The 20098-nt window shown below is 46.1% G+C and carries 16 protein-coding genes; 9 read left to right on the top strand and 7 right to left on the bottom strand.

The window, feature by feature from the left end:
* Positions 1-14 precede the first annotated feature (14 nt).
* Positions 15-911 (top strand): 1,4-dihydroxy-2-naphthoate polyprenyltransferase, encoded by an 897-nt coding sequence (locus tag QK890_RS10665; RefSeq protein WP_005808253.1) that lies wholly within the window; start codon positions 15-17, stop codon positions 909-911.
* Here the strand turns inward: QK890_RS10665 and rfbB are convergent.
* The 3 genes from rfbB to QK890_RS10650 form a co-directional block, all read right to left on the bottom strand.
* The gene (gene rfbB, locus QK890_RS10660; RefSeq protein WP_022011673.1) at positions 908-2047 is read right to left on the bottom strand and encodes a dTDP-glucose 4,6-dehydratase; all 1140 of its coding nucleotides are present in this window, start codon (positions 2045-2047) and stop codon (positions 908-910) included. The two genes, QK890_RS10665 and rfbB, sit on opposite strands and share 4 nt — an antisense overlap.
* Before the next feature lie 19 nt (positions 2048-2066).
* Complete coding sequence (rfbA, locus tag QK890_RS10655; RefSeq protein ID WP_032539754.1) at positions 2067-2930, bottom strand: glucose-1-phosphate thymidylyltransferase RfbA; 864 nt, start codon at positions 2928-2930, stop codon at positions 2067-2069.
* 172 nt (positions 2931-3102) lie between these two features.
* Entirely contained in the window at positions 3103-3594 is a 492-nt protein-coding gene (locus QK890_RS10650) for a metallophosphoesterase (protein ID WP_122296283.1), read from the bottom strand.
* A 56-nt stretch (positions 3595-3650) separates the two neighbouring features.
* Between QK890_RS10650 and QK890_RS10645 the strand changes: the two genes are divergently transcribed.
* Both QK890_RS10645 and QK890_RS10640 read left to right on the top strand, forming a co-directional pair.
* On the top strand, positions 3651-5726 hold the full coding sequence (locus tag QK890_RS10645; protein ID WP_005808256.1) for an RNA degradosome polyphosphate kinase: 2076 nt from the start codon (positions 3651-3653) through the stop codon (positions 5724-5726).
* A 65-nt stretch (positions 5727-5791) separates the two neighbouring features.
* On the top strand, positions 5792-8041 hold the full coding sequence (locus tag QK890_RS10640; RefSeq protein ID WP_005808257.1) for an inorganic phosphate transporter: 2250 nt from the start codon (positions 5792-5794) through the stop codon (positions 8039-8041).
* 78 nt (positions 8042-8119) lie between these two features.
* On the opposite strand, the gene QK890_RS10635 is transcribed toward QK890_RS10640, so the two are convergent.
* Positions 8120-8518, bottom strand: coding sequence for a response regulator (locus QK890_RS10635; RefSeq protein ID WP_005781227.1), 399 nt, complete (start codon positions 8516-8518; stop codon positions 8120-8122).
* A 116-nt stretch (positions 8519-8634) separates the two neighbouring features.
* On the opposite strand from QK890_RS10635, the gene QK890_RS10630 reads away from it, so the two are divergent.
* The 6 genes from QK890_RS10630 (at position 8635) to QK890_RS10605 (ending at position 17065) form a co-directional block, all read left to right on the top strand.
* Positions 8635-10269, top strand: coding sequence for an ABC-F family ATP-binding cassette domain-containing protein (locus QK890_RS10630; RefSeq protein WP_005821617.1), 1635 nt, complete (start codon positions 8635-8637; stop codon positions 10267-10269).
* A gap of 115 nt (positions 10270-10384) precedes the next feature.
* On the top strand, positions 10385-10660 hold the full coding sequence (locus QK890_RS10625; protein WP_005781230.1) for a hypothetical protein: 276 nt from the start codon (positions 10385-10387) through the stop codon (positions 10658-10660).
* Between the two features lie 124 nt (positions 10661-10784).
* Positions 10785-11189, top strand: a complete 405-nt coding sequence (locus QK890_RS10620; RefSeq protein WP_032531957.1) for a DUF6769 family protein — start codon at positions 10785-10787, stop codon at positions 11187-11189.
* 170 nt (positions 11190-11359) lie between these two features.
* Positions 11360-12598 carry an efflux RND transporter periplasmic adaptor subunit gene (locus tag QK890_RS10615; protein WP_005808262.1) on the top strand — a complete coding sequence of 413 codons (1239 nt, stop codon included), beginning with the start codon at positions 11360-11362 and terminating at the stop codon, positions 12596-12598.
* Positions 12599-12674: 76 nt separating this feature from the next.
* Entirely contained in the window at positions 12675-15761 is a 3087-nt protein-coding gene (locus QK890_RS10610) for an efflux RND transporter permease subunit (protein WP_032539752.1), read from the top strand.
* 125 nt (positions 15762-15886) lie between these two features.
* Positions 15887-17065, top strand: coding sequence for a TolC family protein (locus QK890_RS10605; RefSeq protein WP_005781236.1), 1179 nt, complete (start codon positions 15887-15889; stop codon positions 17063-17065).
* Positions 17066-17210: 145 nt separating this feature from the next.
* Here the strand turns inward: QK890_RS10605 and QK890_RS10600 are convergent, their stop codons facing one another.
* Genes QK890_RS10600 through QK890_RS10590 form a run of 3 tightly spaced genes read right to left on the bottom strand, consistent with a single transcriptional unit; the run spans position 17211 to position 19980 of the window.
* Entirely contained in the window at positions 17211-17957 is a 747-nt protein-coding gene (locus QK890_RS10600; RefSeq protein WP_005781237.1) for a hypothetical protein, read from the bottom strand.
* 35 nt (positions 17958-17992) lie between these two features.
* On the bottom strand, positions 17993-19411 hold the full coding sequence (locus QK890_RS10595; RefSeq protein ID WP_032539751.1) for an rRNA cytosine-C5-methyltransferase: 1419 nt from the start codon (positions 19409-19411) through the stop codon (positions 17993-17995).
* The gene (locus tag QK890_RS10590; protein ID WP_022011680.1) at positions 19408-19980 is read right to left on the bottom strand and encodes an ORF6N domain-containing protein; all 573 of its coding nucleotides are present in this window, start codon (positions 19978-19980) and stop codon (positions 19408-19410) included. Before QK890_RS10590 ends, QK890_RS10595 begins: the two co-directional genes overlap by 4 nt.
* Positions 19981-20098: the final 118 nt, after the last annotated feature.

Raw genomic sequence — 20098 nt, 5'->3', positions numbered from 1 at the left:
TATAGAAAAAGAGAATGGAAGAAGTAAGACGGAACTCGTTACAGGCATGGATACTTGCTGCCCGTCCCAAAACATTGGCAGGTGCCATTACCCCGGTAATGATTGGTTGTGCATTGGCTTATGCCGACGGAAAATTCAGTTGGATACCGGCATTAATCTGTTGTTTGTTTGCCGGCTTAATGCAGATTGCCGCCAATTTTATCAACGACTTATTTGACTTTCTGAAAGGTACCGACCGGGAAGACCGCCTCGGTCCGGAACGTGCTTGTGCACAAGGCTGGATTTCGGCGAACGCCATGAAGAAGGGCATATTCATAACAGTAGCCCTCGCCTGCCTGATTGGTTGTAGCCTCCTATTATATGGCGGCTGGGAATTGATCCTTGTAGGTGCGCTATGTGTCTTATTTGCTTTCCTGTATACCACAGGTCCTTACCCGTTATCCTACAAAGGATGGGGAGACGTATTAGTCATCGTGTTTTTTGGTTTTGTCCCGGTAGGAGGTACTTATTATGTACAGGCCCTCAACTGGACACCGGACGTTACGGTTGCTTCATTGGTGTGCGGACTGATTGTAGATACATTACTGGTAGTTAATAATTACCGGGACCGGGATGCCGACCGGAAAAGCGGGAAAAAGACGGTTGTAGTTCGTTTCGGTGAACCTTTCGGAAGATATTTCTATCTGTTGCTCGGCATCATAGCCGCTTGGCTCTGTTTCTGGTTTTTATTCAGCGGACATTTATATGCGACTCTCCTGCCTCAGTTTTACCTGTTTTTTCATATCCGGACCTGGAGAAAGATGGTACAGATACACAGCGGTAAAAAGCTAAACAGCATATTGGGCGAAACTTCGCGAAATATGCTGTTTATGGGGATCCTATTATCAATAGGACTGATTATAAACGGTTAACGTTTGCTATACATCCGTTCGTAATATTTCTGATAATCACCGCTGGTAACTTCTTCTACCCATTCCTGATTATTCAAGTACCATTCAATTGTTTTCACAATGCCCACCTCGAATTTCGTTTCGGGATACCATCCCAAGGCATTGGTGATTTTCGTCGGATCGATAGCATAGCGCTGGTCATGACCCAGACGGTCCTTTACAAACGTAATCAAGTCTTCATTGATCCAGTCAACCGAGATTTCACCATTGGCATTCTTTTCTTTCTTCTTCAATACTTCACGATATTCGGGATGTTCCGACATCAGGCGGTGAATCGTTGCAATGGTCAACTTCACTATCTCAAGATTTGTTTTTTCGTTATGTCCACCCACATTGTACACTTCACCTTCCAGTCCCTCACGAACTACCAAATCGATAGCCTTGCAATGATCTTCTACGTACAGCCAGTCGCGCACATTGCTGCCATCGCCGTACACCGGAAGTTTCTTACCCTCAAGAATATTCTTGATAATAAGCGGAATCAATTTCTCCGGAAAATGATAAGGGCCGTAATTATTTGAACAGCGGGTGATGGTCACCGGCATCTTATACGTATCATGATAAGCCATAACCACCATATCGGCACTGGTCTTCGATGCACTGTAAGGGCTATGCGGACAGAGTGGAGTTGTTTCATGGAAATACCCCTCAGCCCCCAGCGAACCGTAAACTTCGTCGGTGGATACCTGATGATAGCGTACTCCTTTACGCCAGGTAGGATACCCGTATTCATCCTTACCGGTCACCCATGCACGACGTGCCGCATCCAACAGGTTTTGTGTTCCCAAAATATTGGTCATCAGGAACAGTTGAGGATTCTCAATGCTACGGTCTACATGACTTTCGGCAGCAAAGTTAACTACATAGTCAAATTTATACTCACCAAAAAGACGGTCAGCCAGTTCACGATCACAAATATCACCTTTTACAAAAAAGCAACGTTCGTTATCAATGTCGTTTGCAATTGTTCCGAGATTTCCGGCATAAGTCAGTGCATCGAGCACTACCACTTTGATATCGCTGTGTTTAGCCAGAATATACTTCAGATAATTGGCACCGATAAATCCGGCAGCACCGGTTACAAGATAAGTTTTCATATTCTTTATGATTGATTTATTAATTTACTAAGTCTATCAGATATTTACCGTATTCGGTTTTTCCCAACTTCTCGCCCAGAGCTTTCAGTTGGGATGAAGAAATCCATCCGTTACGCCAAGCTATTTCTTCAATACAGCTCACATAAAACCCCTGGCGGTTCTGAATAGTGGCTACAAAGTTGGATGCCTCAAGCAGGCTGTTGCAGTTTCCCGTATCCAACCAGGCAAAACCGCGCCCGAAAAGTTCCACTTTCAGCGTTCCCTCACCGAGATATAATTTATTCAAATCAGTTATTTCATATTCCCCCCGGACAGAAGGTTCCAGAGCAAGTGCCTTTTCCGTCACCGTGGCATCATAAAAATAAAGTCCGGGTACCGCATAGTTACTTTTAGGTACAGCCGGCTTTTCCTCTAACGAAATCACCTTTCCACTTTCATCGAACTCCACTACTCCGTAAGCACGAGGATCTTTCACATAATATCCAAAGATACAAGCTCCCTTCTCAAGAGTAGCCGCCCGGCGAAGCATGGCTGAGAAACCCTGCCCATAAAACAAATTATCTCCCAATATCAGGCAACCCGGTTCGCCATCCAGAAAGTCAGCTCCCAATACAAAAGCCTGAGCAAGTCCATTCGGCTGTTCTTGCACCCGATATGAAAAGGACATTCCAAACTCCTCACCGGTACCCAGAAGTTCACGGAACAACGGCAGGTCACGGGGAGTAGAGATAACCAGCACTTCCCGTATTCCGGCCAACATCAATGTAGAAAGCGGATAGTATATCATCGGCTTGTCATACACCGGCATCATTTGCTTCGATATGGCTTTTGACAGCGGATAGAGTCGGGTGGCACTGCCACCGGCAAGAATAATTCCTTTCATATTTTGAACATTATGAGTTACGGGCTACAGATTACATACTGTAATAAACAATACATAAGTATCTCGCACAGTTACTTGTAATTTGTAGCACATTGCTTATGGCTTACATCTCTCAAACCTGTGACAAAGAACGGAAAGAAATCTGACGTGACAAAATAAAAATACAAATTTATTAACCGGCCAGTTCAATCACTTCCAAATCCTTGAACACACCATTATCTATGGCAAAACGGACCATTGTACGTACTTTATGAAATCCGGACATTCCCGCAGCACCGGGATTGATATGAAGCATGTCCAGTGTCTTATCATATTTTACCTTTAATATATGCGAGTGTCCGCTGATAAACAACTTAGGTGGATGCACCAATAAGCTTCCCTTGACAGACGGGTCATAATTTCCAGGATATCCCCCGATGTGCTTCATCAGCACTTCGGCACCGTCCACCGTAAAACGACTCACCTGAGGAAACATCCGGCGAATTTCCTGCCCGTCAATATTACCATACACAGCACGGAAAGGGCGGAAAGCCGCCAATTTCTGCGCTACCTCTACTGAACCAATATCTCCGGCATGCCAGATTTCATCGCAAGTTTCAAAATATTGCAAGTATTTTTCGTCCCACCAGCCGTGTGTGTCGGACAATAAGCCAACTTTTGTCATACTTTCTTTGTTTATCTCTGCAAAGGTAACTATATTTGGGCAAACCTTATATGCAAATGGGAAACAAATACCAATACTTTAAGAGAGATATCAGTTGGCTGTCATTCAACTACCGGGTACTTCTGGAAGCTGATAACGATCGATTGCCACTCTACGAACGCATCAATTTTATCTCTATTTATTCTTCCAACCTGGAAGAATTTTATAAAATCAGAGTAGCCGACCACAAAGCTGTTGCCTCCGGCGTAACAGAAGGATCAGAAGAATCTCAGCAATCAGCCAAGGTTTTGCTGGAAGAAATCAACAGGGAAGTGAACCGGCAACTGGAAGACCGTATCCACATTTATGAAAAGAAGATTATACCTGCATTACGCAAAAACCATGTCATCTTTTACCAAAGCCGTAACGTTGAGCCTTTTCACCAGCAGTTCGTAAAAGACTTTTTCCGCGAAGAGATATTTCCCTACTTGCAACCGGTACCGGTATCCAAAGACAAAGTGATCTCTTTCCTGCGCGACAACCGGCTCTATCTGGCTGTCCGCCTGTTTCTGAAAGGCACAAAGAAAGAAGATGCCAACCATTTGCAATACTTTGTAATGAAACTGCCATATAGTAAAGTGCCCCGTTTCATCGAACTGCCCAAACATGGGAAATATTATTACCTGATGTTTATCGAAGATATCATCAAAGCCAATATTGGTGTCATCTTCCCGGGCTACGAAGTGGACTGTAGTTATTGCATCAAGATATCGAGAGATGCCGACATCATGATAGACGATACCATCAGCAGCGTCGATTTGGTGGAGCAAGTAAAGAAAAAGATTAAAAAACGCAAGATAGGTGCCGTATGCCGTTTTGTATATGACCGTGCCATGCCTGACGATTTTCTGGACTTTCTGGTAGATGCCTTCCGAATCCAACGTGAAGAGTTGGTACCGGGAGACAAACATCTGAATCTGGAAGACCTGCGCCATCTGCCCAATCCCAGCCATTCTATTCCCCGGATGGAGAAACCTGTACCGATGAAACTGAACCGGCTGAATGATAAGGAGTCTATTTTCAGTTACGTAGAAAAGAAAGATCTGTTATTATACTACCCTTACCACTCTTTCGACCATTTCATTCATTTCCTTTACGAAGCCGTGCACGATCCCGAGACCCGGGAGATCATGGTGACGCAATATCGGGTAGCGGAAAATTCGGCTGTCATCAATACCTTGATTGCCGCGGCACAGAATGGCAAGAAAGTAACGGTATTTGTAGAACTCAAAGCCCGCTTTGATGAAGAAAATAATCTTGCCACTGCCGAAATGATGAAAGCCGCCGGCATCAATATCATATATAGTATACCGGGACTGAAAGTTCACGCCAAAGTGGCCCTTATACGTCGCCGTAGTTTCAACGGAGAAAAGATTCACAGCTATGCTTACATCAGTACCGGCAATTTCAACGAAAAGACAGCAACGCTATATGCGGACTGCGGATTATTCACCAGCAATCCGGTCATCGTACATGACCTTACCAACCTCTTCCGTACCTTGCGCGGTAAAGAAAATCCCAAGTTCACCCGGCTGCTCGTGGCCCGTTTCAATCTGATTCCCGAACTAAACCGATTGATCGATAAGGAGATCGAACTGGCCGAGAAAGGAAGAGGCGGCAGGATCATTCTGAAGATGAATGCCTTGCAGGACCCTATCATGATTGACCGACTCTATGAAGCGTCACAAAGGGGTGTAAAAATAGACCTGATTGTGCGGGGCATTTGTTGCCTGATCCCCGGACAGGAATACAGCCGTAACATACGTGTCACCCGTATTGTAGACAGTTTCCTGGAGCATGCCCGCATCTGGTATTTCGGTAACGCCGGACATCCCAAAGTATATCTGGGTTCACCCGACTGGATGCGCCGAAACTTGTACCGGCGAATAGAAGCCGTGGTGCCTGTCCTCGACAGTGAATTACGGGAAGAAATCGTCGACATGCTGCATATCCAGCTATCAGACAATCAAAAGGCCTGCTTCGTTGATGAAAAGCTGAATAACATATTCAAATTCAAAGCAAGTGCTGCACCGGTCAGGGCACAGTATACCTTTTATAATTACCTTAAAGAGAAGAATGAAACATTTCTGTAACATGTATGACATTTCTCTGCAATACGAAAATCCGTCCTTTGCAGCCAGAAATAACATACACATTTATGGAGACAATTTATCTATGTATCATTATCTTCCTATTCGTGCTTGCCGTATTCGATTTGATGGTCGGCGTAAGTAACGATGCGGTAAATTTCCTGAATTCGGCTGTCGGAGCGAAGGCGGCATCTTTCAAAACAATATTGTTTATAGCCGGTGCCGGCATCTTCATCGGGGCCTCCTTATCAAACGGCATGATGGACATTGCAAGACACGGCATCTACCAACCGGAGCATTTCTACTTTGCCGAAATCATGTGCATCCTGCTTGCCGTAATGCTGACGGACGTCGTCCTGCTCGACGTTTTCAACTCAATGGGAATGCCTACCTCCACCACCGTTTCGATGGTATTCGAACTTCTCGGAGGTACTTTTGCCCTGGCACTGATTAAAGTGCACAACAGCGACACGCTGGGACTGGGAGATCTTATCAACACCGACAAAGCCCTGTCCGTCATCATGGCAATCTTTGTCTCAGTTGCCATTGCCTTCTTCTTCGGTATGCTTGTACAGTGGTTGGCACGTATGGTGTTTACATTCAATTATAAAAACAAGATGAAATACAGCATTGCCCTGTTCGGTGGCATCGCTTCCACTGCCATCATCTATTTCATGGTAATAAAAGGATTGAAGGACAGCTCGTTCATGACTTCTGAAAACAAGCAGTGGGTACAAGAAAATACAATGATGCTGGTAAGCTGTTTTTTCGTCATCTCTACCATCCTGATGCAGATATTACACTGGTTGAAAGTAAATGTATTCAAAGTAGTTGTCCTGCTGGGAACTTTTGCATTGGCATTGGCATTTGCGGGTAACGACCTTGTCAACTTCATCGGTGTACCTTTGGCGGGTTACTCTTCTTTTATGGATTATACAGCTAACGGAACCGCTGTAGGTCCTGATGGTTTCCTGATGACCTCACTGATGGGTTCAGCCAAAACACCGTGGTACTTCCTGATAGGTGCCGGAGCCATCATGGTATATGCCTTGTGCACCTCCAAAAAAGCACATGCAGTAATCAAGACTTCAGTAGACCTCTCCCGCCAGGATGAAGGAGAAGAGAACTTCGGAAGCACACCGATAGCACGTACCTTGGTACGCTTCAGCCTCACGCTTGCCAACGGCATTTCACGTATTACTCCCGAAAGCGCCAAACGCTGGATGGATACCCGCTTCCGCAAAGACGAAGCCATCATAGCCGACGGAGCGGCATTCGACCTGGTTCGTGCCTCTGTCAATCTGGTACTTGCCGGCCTTCTGATCGCCGTGGGTACTTCACTGAAACTCCCCCTCTCTACCACTTATGTTACTTTCATGGTGGCCATGGGTACTTCACTTGCCGACCGTGCCTGGGGACGTGATTCAGCCGTTTACCGCATCACAGGTGTGCTAAGTGTCATTGGCGGATGGTTCATCACAGCCGGAGCCGCTTTCACCATCTGTTTCTTCGTTGCTATGATCATCCATTTCGGAGGCAGCATTGCCATCATCGCACTGATCGGACTGGCAGCATTCACATTGATCCGCAGCCAGTTGATATACAAGAAGAAAAAAGAAAAGGAAAAAGGCAATGAAACCCTGAAACAACTGATGCAAGCTACAAGTAGCCACGAAGCCTTGTCGTTGATGCGCAAACATACACGTGAAGAACTGGGCAAAGTATTGGAATATGCAGAACAAAACTTCGAACTGACCGTCACATCGTTCTTACACGAAAACCTCCGCGGACTACGCAGAGCAATGGGATCTACCAAATTCGAAAAACAACTGATCAAACAGATGAAACGCACCGGGACTGTAGCAATGTGCAAACTGGATAATAACACCGTACTTGAAAAAGGACTTTATTACTATCAGGGAAATGACTTTGCCAGTGAATTGGTATACAGTATCAGCCGTCTGTGCGAGCCCTGCCTTGAACATATCGACAATAACTTCAATCCGCTGGATGCCATCCAGAAAGGTGAATTCGGAGATGTAGCCGAGGACATCACCTATCTGATCCAGCAATGCCGCCAGAAGTTAGAAACCAACAATTACAATAACTTTGAGGAAGATTTGCGCCGTGCAAACGAACTGAACTCACAACTCTCACATCTGAAGCGCCAGGAGTTACAGCGTATCCAGAGCCAAACAGGCAGTATTAAAGTGAGCATGGTTTATCTGACCATGATTCAAGAAGCACAAAACGTAGTGACTTACACGATCAATCTAATGAAGGTAAGCCGTAAATTCCAAATGGAAACAGAAATCTGAAAACAAATATCCTCTTAAAATAAATAGGGCTGATTTCATTATTGAAGTCAGCCCTATTTATTTTAAGAGGATATAATCTTACCATTTAATCTCGGGGAAATAACTATTCAGGCAATTCCGGAGAGCACTTACCGTAATGGGCTTTACCAGCACCTCGGTTGCACCGGCCTCGATGGCATTATCCCGGTCCGAACTGAAGGCATAAGCAGTCTGCATGATGATAGGCAGGGTAGCTCCTTGTTGACGAATGATCCGGGTTGCTTCCAGTCCATTCATAATCGGCATCTTAATATCCATTAAAATAGCCCACGCTTCTTTTCCGTGATCACGGTATAAATTCAGCATTTCTTCACCGTTCTTTGCCCATAGAATGTCGCATTTTTTACCGATAATAGCTTTAATCAATTTGAAGTTACTATCATCATCTTCGGCCACAAGAATAAGAGGACGAAGACTTTTTATTTCTTCATTTTCCATTTTATATAATAGGTTTACTTTTAATTCTACATTCAATCTTATTCGATTCAGCCCGCAAGGTATAAAAAAAAATCATAGTTTTGATTATCTTTGCGGCTAAAATTTAAAGAAGCGATATGATTTCAGTAGACGGATTGGCCGTGGAATTCGGCGGAACCACTTTATTTAGCGATATTTCATTTGTCATTAACGAAAAAGACCGCATCGCGCTCATGGGAAAAAACGGTGCCGGCAAAAGTACCTTGCTCAAAATTCTGGCAGGAGTACGCCAGCCTACCCGTGGCAGAATATCTGCCCCTAAAGAGTGCGTCATTGCTTATCTGCCCCAGCACCTGATGACAGAAGACGGACGGACGGTTTTCGAAGAGACAGCGCAAGCTTTTGCCCACCTTCACGAGATGGAAGCCGAAATAGAACGTATGAACAAAGAGTTGGAAACACGCACAGATTATGAAAGCGACAGCTATATGGAGCTAATAGAAAATGTGTCGGCCCTCAGCGAAAAGTTCTACGCCATCGATGCCACCAACTACGAAGAGGATGTAGAGAAAGCACTGCTCGGTTTAGGATTCATGCGTGAAGACTTCCACCGGCAAACAAGTGACTTCAGTGGCGGATGGCGGATGCGCATCGAACTGGCAAAACTTTTATTGCAAAAGCCGGATGTACTTTTACTGGACGAGCCTACCAACCATTTGGATATCGAATCCATTCAATGGCTGGAGGATTTCCTGATCAATAACGGAAAGGCGGTAATTGTCATCAGTCACGACCGAAAATTCGTCGATAACATTACTACCCGCACCATAGAGGTGACCATGGGACGTATTTACGACTACAAAGTAAACTATTCCAAATACCTGGAATTGCGTAAAGAACGCCGCGAACAGCAACAGAAAGCCTATGAAGAACAACAGAAGTTTATCGCTGAGACAAAAGACTTCATCGAACGCTTCAAAGGTACCTACTCGAAAACACTTCAGGTACAAAGCCGTGTAAAAATGCTTGAGAAACTGGAAATATTGGAAGTGGACGAAGAAGACACATCAGCATTGCGCCTGAAGTTTCCACCTTCCCCACGTTCGGGAAACTATCCTGTCATTATGGAGGGAGTAGGTAAAACCTATGGTGACCATGTTGTTTTCCGAAATGCCACACTTACAGTCGAACGCGGAGATAAGGTAGCATTTGTCGGCAAAAACGGCGAAGGTAAATCAACGTTGGTAAAATGTATCATGAACGAAATAGAACATGACGGTACCCTGACGTTGGGGCACAATGTGCAGATAGGATACTTTGCGCAGAATCAGGCATCGTTACTGGACGAGAACCTGACTGTATTCCAGACTATCGATGACGTGGCCAAAGGAGAGATACGTAATAAAATACGTGACCTGCTGGGAGCATTCATGTTTGGCGGACCGGAAGAGTCGATGAAAAAAGTAAAGGTACTCTCGGGAGGTGAGCGTACACGCCTGGCCATGATCAAGCTGTTGCTCGAACCTGTAAACCTGCTGATTCTTGACGAACCGACCAACCACCTCGACCTGAAAACCAAAGACATTCTGAAACAGGCGCTGAAAGATTTCGATGGTACACTGATTGTAGTATCACACGACCGCGACTTCCTGGACGGGCTGGTGACCAAGGTATATGAATTTGGCAACAAAAAAGTAACAGAACACCTGTGTGGCATTTATGAATTCCTTGAAAAGAAAAAAATGGATTCGCTGCGGGAGCTGGAGAAATAAAATTGCCGCACCTTATCTTATTTAATATTTGATAACTAACATATGGTAACTTTTACCCGTTTAATTAAAACAGAGAGGTACAAACCCCATTTTAATCAACTAAAAAAGAAACTGTATGAAGAAATTAGTTTTCTGTGCTGCTTTTGTTGCAGCAATGTGTATGGCCGGTACTACTGCCCAAGCTCAGGACGTGAAAAAGAAAGAAGTCAAAAAAGAGCAATGTGACAAGAAAGACGGTAAAGCATGCTGTAAAAAGGAAGAAAAAGCATGTTGCAAAAAAGAAGCTGATAAGAAAACATCTGACGGATGCAAAGAAAAAGCCAATTGCAAAACTAAAACCGGATGTAAAGACGCCCAATGCACCAAAGACAAAGGAGGAAAGAAAAAATAAACGTTTCTGACGTTCTCTTCTGAAAAGACAAGTAGTTATCTGCTTGTCTTTTTGTTTTTTAAGTAACACTGTTTGTTTTTTACCCGATGATAGACTATCTTTGTGGCTCAATATAAAAATAAGAATGAGGAATAAACGGTACATACTCTCTTTTCTGCTCTTCATCAGCATTATTATGCTGGTGGTACCTGTCATTCCCCATCACCACCATGCCAACGGCGTGATTTGCATGAAAAACGACGTGACACCGGAACCCCAGTGTCCCAGACACCATCATCATCCGGGCAACGATTCGTGCTGCAATGACGGATGTATGACACGTCTCAATTCGCCAACCCCATCCGTACAGGCAGACCACAGCCCTCACTATCTGTTTACTGCCATCTTATTTACGGACCTTATCATAGAGAATTTATTCAAGCCCCAAGAGCGGCGTATTAAGAATTATTACGCCTACCGGGAATCTCTTCACAGCACGGTTATCAACTGTGCCTTCGGCCTTCGTGCCCCTCCATACCCTGTTGTATAGGCTTATAAGCCCTATTTCGTAAGGTTAGGAATCTACTGACCGTTGGTTTAAAATCAATGGGATATTCCTTTAAAACCAACAATGCCTTGTTTTTAAACCAAAGGCATTTGGTTTAAAACCTACACAGATATACTTCCCAAAATCATCAAAAGTAAAGAATTTATATCATCATGAAGAAACTTATCTTTATGGGAATCCTCGGATTGTTTATCCTGGGTTCCTGCAACAGTAAATCGGGTGGCAACCACGAAGGCCACGACCATGGAACAGAAGCACATGACCACGACCATGAAGGTGAAGACCACAATCACGAAGGCGAAGATCATGAAGGACATGATCACGAGGGTGAAGAACACAGCCAAGGTACCGAACCGGCAGCCGGACACAGTGACGAGATCATCCTGCCGAAAGTAAAAGCTGAAGCAGCCGGAGTGAAAACAAGCGTCATCGCACCGGAAGCTTTTGAACAAGTGATAAAAACGAGCGGGCAAGTGCTGGCTGCACAAGGAGACGAATCCGTAGCGGTAGCTACTGTGGCCGGTGTCGTTAGTTTTCGCGGTAAAGTGACCGAGGGCATGAGTGTGGGCAAAGGCACTGCATTGGTGACCATTTCATCCAGCAACATTGCCGATGGCGACCCGGTACAACGTGCCCGCATCGCCTACGAAATATCCAAGAAGGAGTACGAGCGTATGCAAGCACTTGTAAAAAACAAAATAGTATCCGACAAAGAGTTTGCACAAGCAGAACAAAATTATGAAAATGCACGTATCAGTTATGAAGCACTTGCCAAGAATCATTCGGCAGGCGGACAAGCTGTGGTTTCCCCTATTGCCGGGTTCGTAAAGAATATCCTGGTGAAAGAAGGAGATTACGTGACCATCGGCCAGCCATTGGTCAGCGTTACACAGAACCGCCGTCTCTTCCTGCGAGCCGAAGTTTCGGAGAAATACTATCCGTCTCTGCGCACCATCGGTTCGGCCAATTTCAAGACACCGTATGATGATAAAGTATACGAACTGAAAGGATTGAACGGCCGCCTTTTGTCATTCGGCAAATCGGCCGGCGACAATTCATTTTACGTGCCGGTCACTTTCGAATTCGACAATAAGGGTGACATCATTCCGGGTTCGTTCGTTGAAGTATACCTGCTGTCGTCACCTATGGAAAACGTGATATCGCTTCCACGCACCGCACTAACCGAAGAACAGGGCCTATTCTTCGTCTATCTGCAACTGGATGAAGAAGGATATAAGAAACAGGAAGTCACCCTCGGAGCCGATAACGGCAAGAGCGTACAGATACTTTCGGGTGTTAAAGCCGGTGACCGGGTAGTGACCCAAGGTGCTTATCAGGTAAAACTGGCTTCAGCAAGCAACGCAATACCTGCACACAGTCACGAACATTAAAAGATTTACGATTGGAAGATTTACAATCGAAGTAAGTCCGGCAATCATAGGTTACAAACTATAAACAAAGAATATTGTGTTAAATAAAATCATACATTTCTCACTTCAGAACCGTATCCTGGTGCTTGTAGCCTCGGTACTGTTGCTGATTGGCGGAACTTATACCGCCATGCATACCGAAGTAGACGTGTTCCCCGATCTCAATGCCCCGACGGTGGTCATTATGACCGAAGCCAACGGTATGGCAGCCGAAGAGGTGGAACAACTCGTGACTTTTCCCGTAGAAACAGCCGTAAACGGTGCCACCGGTGTGCGCCGTGTACGTTCGTCTTCGACCAACGGATTCTCTGTCGTATGGGTAGAATTCGACTGGGGAACCGACATATACCTCGCCCGCCAGATTGTAAGCGAAAAGCTGGCCATCGTAGGCGAAGAACTTCCTTCGAATGTAGGTAAACCGACACTGGGACCACAGTCGTCCATTCTGGGTGAAGTCCTGATTATCGGATTAACAGCCGACTCGACTTCCATGCTCGACCTGCGCACCATTGCCGACTGGACCATCCGTCCGCGCCTGCTCTCTACCGGAGGTGTAGCACAGGTAGCCGTATTGGGAGGTGAATTGAAAGAATATCAGATTCAACTCGATCCGGAACGTATGCGTCATTACGGTGTATCGATGAACGAGGTGATGACCGTCACCCGGGGAATGAACCTGAATGCAAACGGAGGAGTACTTTACGAGTATGGCAACGAGTACATTGTACGCGGCGTACTTTCTACCGCCAAAGTAGATCAGTTGGGCAAAGCAGTGGTAAAAAGCATCAATAGTGTACCCGTACTGCTGGAAGACATAGCCGACGTCCGGATTGGCCCGAAAGCTCCCAAACTGGGTACCGCCTCGGAAAGAGGAAAACCCGCAGTACTGATGACCGTCACCAAACAACCTTCCACCAGTACGTTGGAACTGACCGATAAACTGGAAGCTTCACTGAAAGACCTGCAAAAGAATCTGCCACCGGATGTAAAAGTATCTACCGACATTTTCCGCCAGAGCCGTTTCATCGAGAGCTCCATCAGCAATGTAAAGAAGTCACTCTTTGAGGGCGGCATCTTTGTAGTCATCGTCTTGTTCCTGTTCCTTGCCAATGTTCGGACTACGATCATTTCACTGGTGACACTGCCTCTCTCACTGCTTGTCTCCATCCTTACCTTACACTTCATGGGACTGACCATCAATACCATGAGTCTGGGAGGTATGGCCATCGCCATCGGTTCGCTGGTGGACGACGCCATTGTCGATGTAGAAAACGTATACAAACGGTTGCGTGAGAACCGCCTCCTGCCCGAGAGTGAACGCCTTTCGGTTATCCAGGTGGTATTCAACGCTTCCAAAGAGGTTCGTATGCCTATCCTGAACTCTACGCTGATTATTGTCGTCAGCTTTGTGCCTCTCTTCTTCCTTTCCGGTATGGAAGGACGCATGCTGGTTCCGCTGGGCATTGCCTTCATCGTAGCATTATTTGCCTCGACGATAGTGGCATTGACACTGACCCCGGTACTTTGCTCTTATCTGCTGGGTAAAGACAAAGGGGACAAACTCCCGAAAGAGGCCCTCGTAGCGCGCTGGATGAAAGGAGGGTATAAAAAAGCACTGACTTGGGTATTATCCCACAAACGCGTAACTTTGGGAAGTACCATCGGGCTATTCATCATCGCTCTGGGATTCTTCTTCACTTTGGGACGCTCGTTCCTTCCGCCGTTCAACGAGGGGTCGTTCACTATCAACATCAGTTCGTTGCCGGGTATCTCACTCGAAGAGAGCGATAAGATGGGACACCGTGCCGAGGAACTTCTGCTATCCATCCCCGAGATACAGACAGTGGCCCGCAAGACCGGACGTGCCGAACTGGACGAACATGCCTTAGGTGTGAACGTATCGGAAATAGAAGCGCCATTCGAACTGAAAGACCGCTCGCGTACCGAACTGATGGCGGATGTACGAGAGAAATTAGGTACCATCACCGGAGCAAATATCGAAATAGGACAGCCCATCAGCCATCGTATCGACGCTATGCTCAGTGGTACCAAAGCCAATATCGCCATCAAACTGTTCGGTGACGACCTGAACAAGATGTTCTCTCTGGGCAACCAGATAAAAGGGGCTATCGGCAACATTCCGGGCATCGCCGACCTGAACGTAGAACAGCAGATCGAACGTCCGCAATTGAAGATCACCCCCAAACGGGAAATGCTGGCTAAATATGGCATTACTCTGCCGGAATTCTCTGAATATATTAATGTGGCATTGGCCGGTGAAGTGATTTCGCAAGTATACGAACAGGGTAAGAGCTTCGACCTGATTGTGAAAGTGGAAAACAATTTCCGTGACGAAGCCGAAAAGATACGCAACCTGATGGTAGACACACAGGACGGAAAGAAAGTGCCGTTGAGTTACATTGCCGACGTAGTTTCGGCTATGGGGCCGAATACCATCAACCGCGAAAACGTAAAACGCAAAATCGTCATTTCTGCCAACGTAGCCGATCGTGACTTGCGAAGTGTGGTAAATGATATTCAAAAGCAGGTGGACGAACAAATCAAGCTCCCCGAAGGTTATCACATCGAATACGGCGGACAATTTGAAAGCGAGCAGGCAGCCAGCCGCACTCTGGCACTGACCTCATTCATGTCCATTGTAGTGATCTTCTTGCTGCTGTATCATGAGTTCCGCAGCGTGAAGGAGTCGGCGGTCATCCTGATAAACCTGCCTCTGGCACTGATCGGAGGTGTGTTTGCCTTGCTGATCACAACGGGAGAAATCAGCATCCCGGCCATCATCGGTTTCATTTCGCTGTTTGGTATCGCCACACGTAACGGTATGTTGCTTATCAGCCATTACAACCACCTGCAACAGGTAGAAGGATTGGGAGTATACGACAGCGTTATCCGTGGATCACTCGACCGTCTGAACCCGATTGTAATGACAGCCCTCTCGTCCGCTCTGGCACTGATACCGCTGGCATTAAGCGGAAGTCTGCCCGGTAACGAAATTCAAAGTCCGATGGCAAAGGTAATCCTGGGCGGTCTGTTGACGTCGACTTTCCTGAACGGATTTATTATCCCAATTGTTTATCTGATGATGAACGGAAAAAGAAAATAATAAAAGGCCTCACTCCTGAGAGTGTGTCATCATGCACCACAGATGTGGAACTCTGTGATACTCTGTGGTGAATACGAATTTCGATATACCCTCAGAGATGTGAAGCCATAAACCCCAATAATCATATGAAACGAATAACCATACTTGCCGCCACCCTCTTTGCGCTATCCGGATTGCAGGCACAAACCGGTATAGACGGGGTACTGCGCAACATCGAAACCAATAATAAAGAGTTGCAAGCCAACGCACAATTGATTGCCTCACAAAAGCTGGAAGCCCGGACGGACAATAATCTGCCTGACCCTACCCTTTCGTATGCCCATTTGTGGAACAACAAAGATAAGAATAATACGATCGGTGAGCTTGTAGTCTCCCAAAGTTTCGACTTTCCGAGCCTGTATGCCACCCGCAATCAACTGAACCGACTGAAGTCCGGTGCTTTTGACGGGCAAAAAAATGTATTCCGCCAAAGTATCCTGTTACAGGCTAAAGATGTTTGTCTGGATATCATCATGTTGCGCAAGCAACAACAGATACTGGCAGAACGTTTGCGAAACGCCGAGGAGCTATCTGCCATGTATGCCAAACGTTTGCAAACAGGAGATGCCAACGTGATCGAAACCAATAAGATCAATCTGGAACTGCTGAACGTGAAAACAGAAGCATCGTTAAACGAAACGGCCCTTCGGAATAAAATACAGGAGCTGACGGCACTGAACGGAAACATACCGGTCGTGTTTGAAGACTCCGACTATCCGGCTGTTATCTTTCCTACCAATTACGAAGAACTGAAAACGGAAGTTCTGGCATCGGACTACACACTGCAGGCTCTCAACAGTGAAAGTGCCGCCGCCCGCAAACAAATCACAGTCAACAAATCGCAATGGCTTCCGAAGCTGGAACTGGGATACCGTCGGAATACCGAATCGGGCGAGCCTTTCAACGGAGTTGTCGTAGGTTTCTCATTCCCCCTGTTCGAAAACCGCAACAAAGTGAAGATAGCCAAAGCACAGTCACTGAACATCGACTTGCAACGGGCCAATACTTCGGTACAGGTGGAATCGGAACTGACACAACTTTACCGCGAAGCCCACACACTACGTACTTCAATGGAAGAATACGAGAAAACCTTTCAGGCGCAACAGGATTTATCTTTGCTGAAACAAGCACTGACAGGCGGACAAATCAGTATGATAGAATATTTTGTAGAAGTATCGGTAGTATATCAGAGCAAACAGAACTATCTGCAACTGGAGAACCAGTATCAGAAGGCCATGGCAAAGATATATAAGAATAAACTATAAGAGTTGAGTTGCCCCCCTTTTCACCACAGATTACGCAGATTAACATAGATTGAATTGCAAGCTGTTGATTATCAAAATGAATTATCTATGAGAATCTGTGTAGTCCGTGGTAAAAAAGACTTTTGACACCTCAACTGAAAGTCCGTCAGAATATCCGATAAGATAACTGGAAGTTCAGTACGGGATAAGCCTTAAAGTTTTTCAGGAATTTATTGAAACGGCTCAGTTCCTGGTCAACCGCATCTTCCACGATCTTTCCGGTAGTTGCTTCAATCTTCGGATTGCCATGGAACATAGCTCCCAATTCGAACTTGAAACCTACGCGTGAGTGAGCCACCGAACGCCCGAATCCGAGTCCGACGTAAGGCTTCACGGCATTGGTTTTCAGAGCAGCTTCCACACGTCCGTCCGCTCCCGGCTCGATGATAATATCTCCCACCTCAATCCGTTCGTCTGTCTCACCCGACACTTTCAGGATGGACGATGTTCCGAAAAGCAGTCCGGCAGTCACATGGAAGACTGATCTTCTGAACGGGAAATAATCAAGCAACACCATTCCGTTTGCCATATTTGCTTTGGCCTTCAAAGGAACCGTATAATATCTATCCGTATCCTCATTACCGACACGGGCATTTGCCGGCAACGGACCTTCATAGGTTCCGTCATAATCATAATTATAATTGAACTTCAACAAAGAGAATCCGGCACGAAGTCCCAGATAATCGTTCAACGGAGCAGCCACCTGCAATCCTCCTCCCAGTGTTCCCGCATTCAGCGAAACAGATAAATGACTGAAAGGTTTTACCCTTTCCGTACCAGTCTGAGCCATAGCCGGAACACCTATACTAAAAGCAACCAGCCAGACCAAAAGATGATAAAAGTTTGTTTTCATTAATAAGCTTGTTTGTGTGAATATTGAGTGAACTATCATAATGTCCGTATGTCCTCGGGCAAATATCCGCTTCGGATACGCCACTCTTGCGGATAAAGATTATTGGCGCGATTGCCGATGTTCTTCACAAATCCTAAAGGTGTCTTTTTATAAGTGACCAGCACATATCCTCTGGGAACAGAGGGTGAGAGAGTGATGGCTTCTTTCCGCAGATAGGCAATGGCTTGTTCGTAAGTCAGCTCTTCGGTCGGGAAAAGCGATGTTTCCAGCAGACGGCTCATGGCAAGCCCATGTGCCGGAATCAGATCTTTCCCTTTGACTTCGGCTACTTCCGTGCCTGCCTGGACAATGCGGAGAGACGAACGAAGCATAGCTAAATCATCCAGAAAAAGTGCAGGAAAAGCAGTAATCACAGCACCGTTCACCAACAAATCATACTTGTCGGAAGCTGGCAACCAGCCTCTGGCAACGGCCAGATTCTCTTTGGATACCGATGAAGCAGCCGTTTCACCTTTCGGCTTCTTTTTCTTCGGAAAATGGAAGCCTCCATCCGTTTCTTCTGCTTCTTCCGGCTTGCGAAGCACGGCGAGGAAAAAACCTTCTCCCTGTGTTTTATGAGGCAGGAAGCGGTAGACAGGCGCATCGGCCCCGACGAGCAAACCACCGGTAATGTTCCACTCTTCGGGAACGGTAAGTGGCAGCGGTTCTGCTCCGAATTCCTGCCTGATCCAGGCAATGTTCTCTTCGTCTTCCCGAGTATTATAGGTACAGGTACTGTAAATCAGGATTCCTCCCGGTTTCAGACAAGGCCAGATGTCGGTGATAATCCTGCGTTGGCGTTGCCAGCAGATTTCCACGTTTTCAGGGCTCCACTCTTCTATGGCACCGGGATCTTTACGAAACATCCCTTCACCCGAACAGGGCACATCAGCCAATATGACATCGAAGAAGGAACCGATCCGCGAAAAATCAGAAGGGTCATTATTGGTAACCACAACATCGGGATGTCCCCATTTCGTCAGATTCTCTGCTAATATCTGCGAGCGGTTACGGATGACCTCGTTGGCCACTAACAGGCTCCCGTCCGGCAACAGGCTGCGGGCATGAGTAGACTTCCCCCCGGGAGCGGCGCAGAGATCGAGCATTTTCACCGGAGCCGTGACATACCGGCGCAACACCTGTTCCACAAACATCGACGAGGCCTCCTGCACGTAATAGCATCCGGCATGAAAAAGGGGATCGAAGGTGAACGTCAGCCGCTGATTGAGATAATATCCTCCTGCCGCCCAGGGAATGCGCCCTGAAATGGAAGAACAGGACAGCGAATCAGTAAACTTGCTGTTCAGCCGGACACTAACAGGCGGCTCTTGCTCCAATGCAACGGATAATTTCTGATACTCTTCATCCCCCATCAGCGCACGGGTCGATTCGATAAATGATATAGGTAATTTCATTCTCCTTTATTATAAGATATAAAACCGATCGGATTACGGGATTTCCCGTCCGGTCGTTTGTCATTGACCTGCAACTCGGCAATTGCCTGATTAATCAATTCTAATTGCATCCTCGTATCTTCATTGATGTCATTGTAATCGGCAAATGCCCCTTCTACATATTCTTTTAATTCTTTGATTTCATTTTGCAACCTGGTGATATCATTCACCGGAAGAGCCGAAACCAATTGGCGGACAGCCACAAAAGCGCGCATAATGGAGATATTCACTTCGATGGCAATATCACTGTTCAACACCCCGGAAAGCATGGCCAGCCCCTGTTCGGTAAAAGCAAAAGGAAGCTTGCGGGTACCTCCCCAACTTGATATCACAATTTGTGACTTCAAGATTTCCCATTCTTCCGCATTCAATTGGAACATAAAATCGACAGGAAACCTTTTACTATTCCTCTTTACTGCCTGATTCAGAACACGGGTTTCTACCTGATACAACCCTGCCAGATCAAAATCCAGCATCACTTTCTGCCCCCGTATCTCGTAAATCTTGCTCTGTATGATTTGTAGCTCCATCACTTTTGTGTATTAATAGCTGCAAATATCAAAAATATTTCGTCTCTTTGCAACTTTCTGCGCTATGAACTACGTCTAACAGACAAATAAACAAAAACAATTAAAAAACAACAGTAAT

Origin of the sequence: Bacteroides sp. NGMCC 1.200775 (genome assembly GCF_040798045.1) — a bacterium.
In the GTDB taxonomy this organism is placed as follows: domain Bacteria; phylum Bacteroidota; class Bacteroidia; order Bacteroidales; family Bacteroidaceae; genus Bacteroides; species Bacteroides hominis.
Note: the sequence above shows the minus strand (reverse complement) of the source record. Positions and strands in the feature narration are given on the sequence as shown.